Here is an 8,720-nt window from a genome sequence, read left to right on the forward strand (position 1 = left end):
TCGCAGATCGCAGCCACATATATTTAATATCGAAGCATATATTGCTTTTGTTAACAACTTTTTCAAAGTTTACTACATAGTAAACTTTGAAAATAAATTGTCTTTTTTTTCACTTGCATACTTTACTAAATATGGAATAATTTTTATAATATATTAAAGTTGTCATTTCTGAGGAGGATGTTTAATGCCAGAACCCTTTACCACTCAGTGGCGGGAATTTATTGAAGAATGCGCTCTTCTAAGCGAAAAATTTAGTTTTTCGCGAATGCATGGTCGAATAGTTGCATGTTTAGTCTTAGCACCGCAGCCGCATCTTTCTTCCGGCGAACTATGTGCTCTGCTGTCTGTCACTAAAGGCGCTCTGAGTAAAGAACTCCGCATAATGGTTGATGAGAAAATATTAAAAAAGGTTTTGATTCCTGGGCAACGTTCTGATTACTATACTCTCAGCGAACACCTCTGGGCCAATCGGCTCAGCGTACTTTTGCCACCGCTTCAGGCAAGTGTAGATATGATAGTCAGAGCCAAGCAAATGGTTGATGAGTCTGCTAGGCCGGTTAATCTGGAGCATTTGGTAGAAATGTATGCTTATTTTAAATGGCGTAACGAAATGCAATGTCGTATGATTGAGGATTGGCAGGATCGACGTCCACAAATAATTGCCGAAACCCGGGCTTACTTCAAGTCATTATAAAAAGCTTGTGGAGTACTTACTCCACAAGCTTTATGTTTAAGCAACCTATTAGAATGCCAATATCTCTTTTGCTGTAAGATCAGCAAAGATTCATAAAAAGTACCCCACATAGCAATCAAGGTACAGAAACGTTATCACCGCTCTTCCCGGTTATAAGGAATACCAAGCGCTTCCGGCGCAGCCACCCGCCGCTTCTTGGTTTCGCGGGTAACAATGATTAAAACAACAATGGTAATCGCGTAAGGCAACATCTTAAGAAAAAAGGACGGCACGGCAATCCCAAAGTTTTGCATATGAAAACCAAGCACGTCAATTGTCCCAAACAGAAAACTGCCGAGGAAGGCTTTTGCCGGATGCCACGTAGCGAATATGACCAAGGCCACTGCAATCCAGCCACGGCCTGCTGTCATGTTCTCAAGCCAGGACGGCGCGTAAGCCAAGGATAGATAAGCTCCGGCCATACCGGCAAGCATCCCGCCGATGACAACGAAAAGATACCGTACTGCAAACACATTAATCCCTGCGGTGTCGGCCGCCCCGGGATTCTCACCCACAGCTCTCATTTCCAGCCCTTTTCTGGTGCGGAATAAGAAAAACCACAGCAAGGCTACTAACCCGTAACTAAGATAAACAAGGGCATCGTGTTGAAACAGGATTTTGCCAACGGCTGGCAGTTCACTGAGCCCAGGCAGGGCAAACGGTTTAAACGTATTGGCCAGCGGCACCCCAATCAGGGATTTTCCAATATAACCACTCAACCCTGTTCCGAAAATGGTCAGCGCCAAACCGCTAACAACCTGATTTGCCCGTAGAGTAATGGTTAGAAAGGCGTGGATGAGGGCCATTAACCCGCCGGCAACGACGGCAGCCAGCAAGCCTAGCCAGGGGTCAGCTGTGTGCATGGCAACCATAAAGCCTGTAACCGCACCGACCAACATCATGCCTTCAACCCCAAGATTCATTACTCCGGCAAGCTCGGAAACGATTTCCCCTAGGGCAGCCAGAAGAATGGGCGTACCGGCAATAATTCCTGTAGCTAAAATAGCTACCCATACTGACTGTTCCATCACACACTCCGCTCCTTCTCACGCCAGTTTAGTCGATACTGCACAAAGATTTCTCCACCAACCACAAAAAACAAGATGGCTCCCTGCAGCATTGCCACCGTCGCGGCCGGAAATCCGCTGGTCTGGATACTAAAACCGCCCACCAACATCCCGCCAAAGACAAAGGACACTAGAACAATCGCAAACGGATTCAGACGGGCCAGCCACGCAATGATGATCGCCGAATAGCCGTAGCCCGGCGAAATGCCGTGCTGAAGTCGCTGGGTAATACCAGAAACCTCAGTCATACCCGCCAGACCAGCCAAACCGCCGCTGATGAACATCACCAATAAAATATTTCGCACATAATTCATGCCTGCGTATTGGGCCGCTGCGGCGCTTTCGCCGCTGACCCGGATCTCAAACCCCCAGCGGGTATAACGGAGTACAACATATAATATAAAAACTGCCAGCAGTGCAAATACAATTCCTAAATGAATACGGGTAACCCCAAAAGAAGGTAAAATGGCGCCCTCAGAAAACGGAGCGGTAATGGGAAACCCGAGTCCTTTGGGATCTTTCCAGGGACCATAGACCAGGTAATCCACCCAGAGCATGGCAATATAATTAAGCAGTAATGTCGTTATTGTCTCATTGACTTTAAAATAAGCCCGGGGAATCGCAGGCAGCAGTCCCCACAGACCGCCCATGAGAAATCCGGCCAAAAGCATGGCAGGTAACAGCAGCCAGGCAGGCCACTGGGGATAGGTTAAGGCGACCCAAGTGGCGCCAAACGCCCCCATATAGAGCTGCCCCTCTGCGCCGATATTCCATAATTGCATACGAAATGCGATCGAAACAGCTAAACTAGCCAAAATCAGGGGCACTGCTTTTACCAGGGTCTCGGATAGTCCATAAACTGACCCAAAGGCCCCTGTGAACATCAAATGATACACCTCAAGCGGATCTTTGCCAGAGAGTGCGATAAAAAGACCTGCAAAAACAAGGCCAATAACAATCGACAGAATCGGTACGGCCACGATCATCTTCTTCGAAACTGCGTCCCGTTTTTCAAACCGCATGCTTTGTCACCATCCTCTCACCGGCCATCATCAGTCCGACATCTTCAACAGATACCATACAGGGATCGACAACCCCCATTAATTCACCCCGGTGAAGCACCGCTAATCGATCTGACAAAGCAAATAATTCATCAAGCTCCTCGGAAATAAGCAGTATAGCCTTACCGGCTGCCCGCTCTTTAAGCAGCAACTGACGTACTGTTTCCATGGCTCCCACATCAAGGCCGCGCATCGGATACACGACTACGATCAGTCGAGGATCTGCCGTAATTTCCCGGGCCAACAACAGCTTCTGCAGATTTCCGCCAGACAACATCCGAACAGGATTAGCCACATTGGCAATCTTTATTCCAAAACGTTGAATGACCTGCTGGGTTTCCTCTAAGGCTGCTTTCCAGTTGATAAAGTAACCTTTTTGGCCATAGCTCTTTAAGAGGTAGTTGTCTACAGCATCCAGTCCGGGCACCAGTCCTGTACCTAGGCGGTCTTCCGGAACATAGCTGACACCGGCTTCGATAAATTCTTTTGGGCTGCCGGCTGAGAGATCAATTCCCTTAATAAGCCGCTTTCCTGCCTCAAGCTCCCGTAGTCCAGCCACTGTCTCTGCCAGTTCGCTTTGACCATTGCCAGCCACCCCGGCAATCCCCAGAATCTCACCTTCATGAATGTCAAGCGATAGCGCCCGAATAGCGAGTTGACCACGGTTATTTAAACAGGAGATGTTCTCCAGCTCTAATACCTTTGCACCTAGCGTGGCAGGACTTTTCGCACAACTGAGCGCCACACTCTTTCCAACCATCATTCTGGTTAACAATTGTTCATCAGCTCTTTCAGTCCGGGTCTGACCAACAGACTGACCGCCGCGTAAAACTGTGATTGCATCAGTGCCTTCCAATACTTCACTAAGCTTATGCGAAATGACAATAATGGCCTTGCCTTGTTTGGCCATCAGCCTGAGGGTCCTGTATAGGTCTCTGGCCTCCTGCGGGGTCAATACTGCTGTTGGCTCGTCCAGAATCAAGATCTCAGCACCACGGAATAAAGCCTTCAGAATCTCTACACGCTGCTGCTCTCCCACAGATAACTGCCATACCTTGGCAGCGGGGTCAATCAACATGCCATATTGCTGGCAAAACTTTCCTACCTGTTCCTCAACCTCGGTCTTGTTGAAAAATACCCCTGTATTACGAAGCCCAAGAGTAATGTTTTCCGCCACAGTAAAGGATTTAATCAACTTAAAATGCTGATGCACCATACCGATGCCGTGAGCGACAGCGTCTTTCGGGGACCGCAGGTCTACCTTTTGCCCGCGAAGGTAGATCTCCCCCTCGTCTGGTCGGTATAGACCTGTAAGAATGCTCATTAGGGTACTTTTCCCTGCCCCATTCTCGCCAAGCAACGCATGAATTTCGGATTTATTAATGGTCAAGCTGACACGATCATTCGCAATTACTCCCGGAAATCGTTTCGTTACATTAATCATTTCCACCATGGGAATTGTCACTACATAAACCACCCTTCTGGATTAAACTTGATCCTTGGCGGTGGGCACTTTTAGATCAAATGCCCACTGCCAATCATCCAGCAATCTCCCCAGACACAGTTTGTACAGCCTTTAGCCGGTATTAACATCAGAGAAGGCCGTTTCGATTACAAAACGGCCTCCGCAGCACCTTACTTAGGAATAGTTCCTTCCACACCCTGTACAAACCAGTTAAACTCGAGCATGTCCTTGTCAGCCATTTTTTGACCGGCTTGAACTTTTACATTGCCTTGCTGGTCTTTGATGGGGCCTGTGAATACATCCCATTGTCCCTTAACGATTTCTTCCTTCTTCTTAGCGATCATAGCTTTGGTATCTTCAGCAACCATTGGTCCGTAAGGCCCAAGGTCAACGATGTTATCAGCCATCGGTCCCCAGTATTGATCTGATTTCCAGGTCTTATCCAAGATGGACTTAACTGTCTTCACGTAATATGGTCCCCAGTTCCACACAGGACCAGTCAGTATAGCTTTGGGAGCAAAATTACGCATATCGGTGTTATATGACACGGCAAATTTACCTTTTTCTTCAGCTGCTTGCATTGGAGCAGGAGTGTCCTGATGCATAGCGATCACATCAGCACCTGTGTCAAGGAGGCTCTTAGCCGCATCTTTTTCAGTAGCTGGGTTATACCAGGTATTAGTCCAGACTACTTTTACCTTGGCATCCGGGTTGACGGCTTGTACCCCCAGGGTAAAGGCGTTGATGCCACGCACAACTTCAGGAATCGGGAACGCAGCTACATAGCCAATCGTATTGCTTTTGGTTTGCTTACCGGCAGCAATACCGGATAAGTACCTGGCTTGATACATTCTACCAAAATATGTACCTACGTTGTTGGCTGTTTTGAAGCCGGAACAGTGCAAGAAGGTAACATCGGGAAACTTCTGAGCCACTTTTTGCACATAATCCATATAACCGAAGCTGGTGGCAAAAATGATTTTATTGCCTTTCATCGCGAGCTCCGTAAGTACCCGCTCTGCGTCAGCACCCTCAGGAACTGCTTCTACATAAGTTGTTTCCACATTGGGCATGTCTTTTTCCAATTGCTTACGGCCTTGATCATGGGCATATGACCAGCCTGCATCCCCAACCGGTCCTACATAAATGAATGCCACTTTCACCTTTTCCGCTTTTGCGGGCTGGTTTTCTGCCGGTTTTTGTCCACTACAGCCTGCGATCAGGATGGCTAAGACCAATAGTGTAACCAGCATCAGTAGACCTGTATTCCGTTTTCCTTGCCTTACCACCGTATCTCCTCCTGTTACTTTAAGATTGCCACTCGCTCTATGTAAGGGATTAACCCAGAGCAGCCCCAATAAACACAAAAGCCCGAGCAAAGACAGGTCAGCACTCAACTTTGAGAGCGGACCTCCTGCCGGGCTTTTCCATGGTTTTCCCATAGAATAGGACACTTCCACTCATAGTAAGGGCATTTACGGTTCCCTTGTAGAAACTCCCAGACCATATCTCCAGGATTATACGAGCACATATTCAATTCAGCTTAACATACAAAAAATACTGTTTTCGGATTGAGTATACCGCATAATGAGACAAATGTCTATAAAACTACTGCATTTATGCTCTAAGTCTAGCCTATTTAAATTCCAAACGAGATCTTCACTAATACTATGCATTTGTTGGTAGAAGAACAAGCCTAAAGACGGTTCCCTGGCTTGAGGTTTCGACCTCCAACTTTGCATTATGCCTGTCTGCTATGCGATAGCAAACCGGTAAGCCAAGACCGGTTCCGTTTTCTTTAGTTGTTATGAATGGAGTACCTAGATTCTCCATAACGTAGGGCGGAATCCCTGATCCAGTGTCTATTACAGACATCATTACCTTGCCGCAGTCGTAGGCAGTTACTAATGTTACAATCCCTTTATTTTTCATTGCTTCCAACCCGTTTCTAACCAGGTTTAATAAGCATTGCCGGAGATCTTTTTCATCACCCAGTATTTCCGGGATATCTCCTAGCTGCAAATCAACGTTGTGACCTTGACAAAAAGCATCTGCTTGCAGCAGAGGAAAAAGGCTTTCAATAATCCGGTTTAGGCTGACGGGAGATAGCAATACAGGCTTGTTTTTTGCAAGTGATAAAAATTCGGTGATAATTCCATTTGCCCGGTCTAACTCGTCAATCATAATCTCGAAGGATTCTTTATAGTCGGAGAACTGTTGCTTCCTATGAAACATTTGCAAATACCCACGAACTATTGTCATCGGGTTTCTTACCTCGTGACCGATGCCAGCAGCCATTTCAGCGATAAGATTAAGCCTGCCAAGCCGGCTCATTTCATTCAAAATTCGTAAATTCTCCGTTATATTGGTCATTGTAATAACCCAGCCGTCATACTCCCCCGACTGACGAAATCGCATAGGCCCAATGGTCAGAATAAATGAATATTGCCTGCCATCCTGTGCTAATAAGCAGACCTCTGTTCCTTTTACAACACCTGTTTGCTTATTAAGAAACAACTGCTCCCCTGACTGTAGGAAGAGGGGTAAGGCTTCATTAAAATTCCTGTTGATTATTTCAGGCCCAAATAACTTTAGAGCAGAGTTGTTAGCCCGAATGATACGAACTTGTTTGTCGCAGATAATAATTGGTTCTATTGCTTGCTCAAAGATCAGGCTTGTAAATCTTTCATCACTTTTCTGCTGAGTAAGATCTGTTACAACAACACAAACCATTCGCTCTAATCCACTGTCAACCCAGGTAGATGATAGTTTTGTTGGTATGTATGTGCCATTGGAACATAGCACATCGCCTTCAAGTTTTACCTTCAAATTACTTAGCGAGAGTATCTCATCTAATACATCAGTGTTCGGTGAATAGTTATATACCGATGTCCCACATATCTGCTCTTTTGATAAGCCGACCATGTCTGAAAAATTGTCATTACAAAATAGGACGTTGCCTGCAGGACTTAGAACAATACACCCTTCTTGCATCGATTCAACAAACACCTTATACAACCCGTCTGCACTTTCAGAAAAATATCCGCTTTTCTGTTTGTCCTTATCGATTAGAAGAGCATCAACTTCGCCGTTTCTGATAGCTTCAAGCCTCCTATTCATCCGCCTGCCGCATTGTCTTTCCACAGCCGGCCGCCTCACATATTAGAGCCTGACAATTACACACTTCTAAATTATACTATTTGATATTGATCGACTAAATCCTCCTGCAAAATAATCAGTTGTATCACTATTCCAGCCTGTGCTTTTAATGCAAAGAGATACTAGCCAAAAATTACCTGTACGGTTACAATTATTATGATAAAATCATTAGTCAACAAGCATTTTACTGGAGGGAATAGTTATGACCGGTCTGGCTATCACGCTTGTCTTGGCAGCCGCCTTTGGCCATGCTGCCTGGAATTATTTATCAAAAAAGGCGAGTGGCGGAACTGCCTTCATTTGGTTGTTCGCCAGCATGTCTGTTCTACTTTATTTACCCTTAGCGGTTTGGATACTTGTCGTACAAAAACCAGTTATCGGCTGGTATCAGTTAGGCTTCATGCTCGGCAGTGCCGCGCTTCATTCCTTGTATTTTGTCTTGCTGGATAAAGGCTATACCATCGGCGACCTTTCTCTCATCTACCCTTTAGCCCGAGGCACAGGCCCGATGCTCTCGACCATTGCCGCCATTGTATTTCTTGGAGAACATCCATCCCTCATCGCACTTTCCGGAGCTGGTTTAATTGGATTGGGTATTATTGTGATTACCGGCAATCCTATAAAAATGAAAGACCCTGCCGCCCGTAAGCCAATGATCTTTGCCATTCTCTGCGGCATTGTCATTGCAGGATATACGATTTCGGACAAATTGGCAGTCAGCAGCTTCCTGATTCCGCCGTTACTGCTGGATTGGTCATCAAATTTGGGCCGAGTATTTCTGCTAACCCCATATGCGCTCAAAAATTGGGATAAGGTAAAAGAGCAATGGACCCTTCACAAGTTTGAGGCTCTTGGTGTAGCTATTTTGTGCCCGTTAGCCTACATTTTAGTGCTAACCGCCATGGTATACAGTCCTGTAAGCTATATTGCGCCGGCAAGAGAAGTCAGCATTCTAATCGGTACTGCGATGGGAGCCAAACTTCTCGCTGAAGGCAATGTTAAAGTACGCCTCGCAGGAGCTAGTGCAATGGTTGTTGGTTTAGCAGCGCTGTCTATTGGATAGCCACAGTAAAGATTCGGCCATAATTTAGCAATAAGAAAAACCGCTAACGCGGTCCTTTGGTATCGAGCACATCCGAAATCCGGTACTCGAATCCATGGACCCCTTTATAGTAACGTGGATGCATTACCCCGCCACAAGATTCACAACTAAACTGTGGTGGGTAGCTTAGATC

General features: G+C 46.2%; 7 protein-coding genes and 1 riboswitch. Of the genes, 2 read left to right on the forward strand and 5 right to left on the reverse strand.

Annotated features, from left to right (window positions below; all coding sequences use genetic code 11):
• Positions 1–184 precede the first annotated feature (184 nt).
• Positions 185–694 carry a hypothetical protein gene (locus tag VN447_RS13960; RefSeq protein WP_325525954.1) on the forward strand — a complete coding sequence of 170 codons (510 nt, stop codon included), beginning with the start codon at positions 185–187 and terminating at the stop codon, positions 692–694.
• A 134-nt stretch (positions 695–828) separates the two neighbouring features.
• Here VN447_RS13960 and VN447_RS13965 read toward each other — a convergent pair whose 3' ends face one another.
• The 5 genes from VN447_RS13965 to VN447_RS13985 all read right to left on the reverse strand — a co-directional run bounded on the left by VN447_RS13965 (position 829) and on the right by VN447_RS13985 (position 7,470).
• Positions 829–1,761, reverse strand: coding sequence for an ABC transporter permease (locus VN447_RS13965; RefSeq protein ID WP_325525960.1), 933 nt, complete (start codon positions 1,759–1,761; stop codon positions 829–831).
• A complete protein-coding gene (locus VN447_RS13970; protein WP_325525955.1) occupies positions 1,761–2,822 on the reverse strand; it encodes an ABC transporter permease in 1,062 nt (353 codons plus the stop codon). Before VN447_RS13970 ends, VN447_RS13965 begins: the two co-directional genes overlap by 1 nt.
• Positions 2,812–4,326: an ABC transporter ATP-binding protein gene (locus VN447_RS13975; protein WP_325525956.1), complete on the reverse strand. Its 1,515-nt coding sequence runs from the start codon at positions 4,324–4,326 to the stop codon at positions 2,812–2,814. Before VN447_RS13975 ends, VN447_RS13970 begins: the two co-directional genes overlap by 11 nt.
• A 170-nt stretch (positions 4,327–4,496) precedes the next feature.
• Complete coding sequence (locus VN447_RS13980; RefSeq protein WP_325525957.1) at positions 4,497–5,615, reverse strand: BMP family ABC transporter substrate-binding protein; 1,119 nt, start codon at positions 5,613–5,615, stop codon at positions 4,497–4,499.
• 154 nt (positions 5,616–5,769) lie between these two features.
• A riboswitch (purine riboswitch) is annotated at positions 5,770–5,871 on the reverse strand.
• A gap of 123 nt (positions 5,872–5,994) precedes the next feature.
• Positions 5,995–7,470 carry an ATP-binding protein gene (locus tag VN447_RS13985; protein ID WP_325525958.1) on the reverse strand — a complete coding sequence of 492 codons (1,476 nt, stop codon included), beginning with the start codon at positions 7,468–7,470 and terminating at the stop codon, positions 5,995–5,997.
• 217 nt (positions 7,471–7,687) lie between these two features.
• Between VN447_RS13985 and VN447_RS13990 the strand changes: the two genes are divergently transcribed.
• Entirely contained in the window at positions 7,688–8,548 is an 861-nt protein-coding gene (locus tag VN447_RS13990; RefSeq protein ID WP_325525959.1) for an EamA family transporter, read from the forward strand.
• Positions 8,549–8,720 lie beyond the last annotated feature (172 nt).

It is taken from the genome of Sporomusa sp. (genome assembly GCF_035561155.1).
Classification (GTDB): domain Bacteria; phylum Bacillota; class Negativicutes; order Sporomusales; family Sporomusaceae; genus Sporomusa.

Bases quoted from the DNA above. Each gene is read 5' to 3' on its own strand.
- VN447_RS13960 (WP_325525954.1), top strand. From the start codon at position 185: ATGCCAGAACCCTTTACCACTCAGTGGCGGGAATTTATTGAAGAATGC.
- VN447_RS13965 (WP_325525960.1), bottom strand. From the start codon at position 1,761: ATGGAACAGTCAGTATGGGTAGCTATTTTAGCTACAGGAATTATTGCC.
- VN447_RS13970 (WP_325525955.1), bottom strand. From the start codon at position 2,822: ATGCGGTTTGAAAAACGGGACGCAGTTTCGAAGAAGATGATCGTGGCC.
- VN447_RS13990 (WP_325525959.1), top strand. From the start codon at position 7,688: ATGACCGGTCTGGCTATCACGCTTGTCTTGGCAGCCGCCTTTGGCCAT.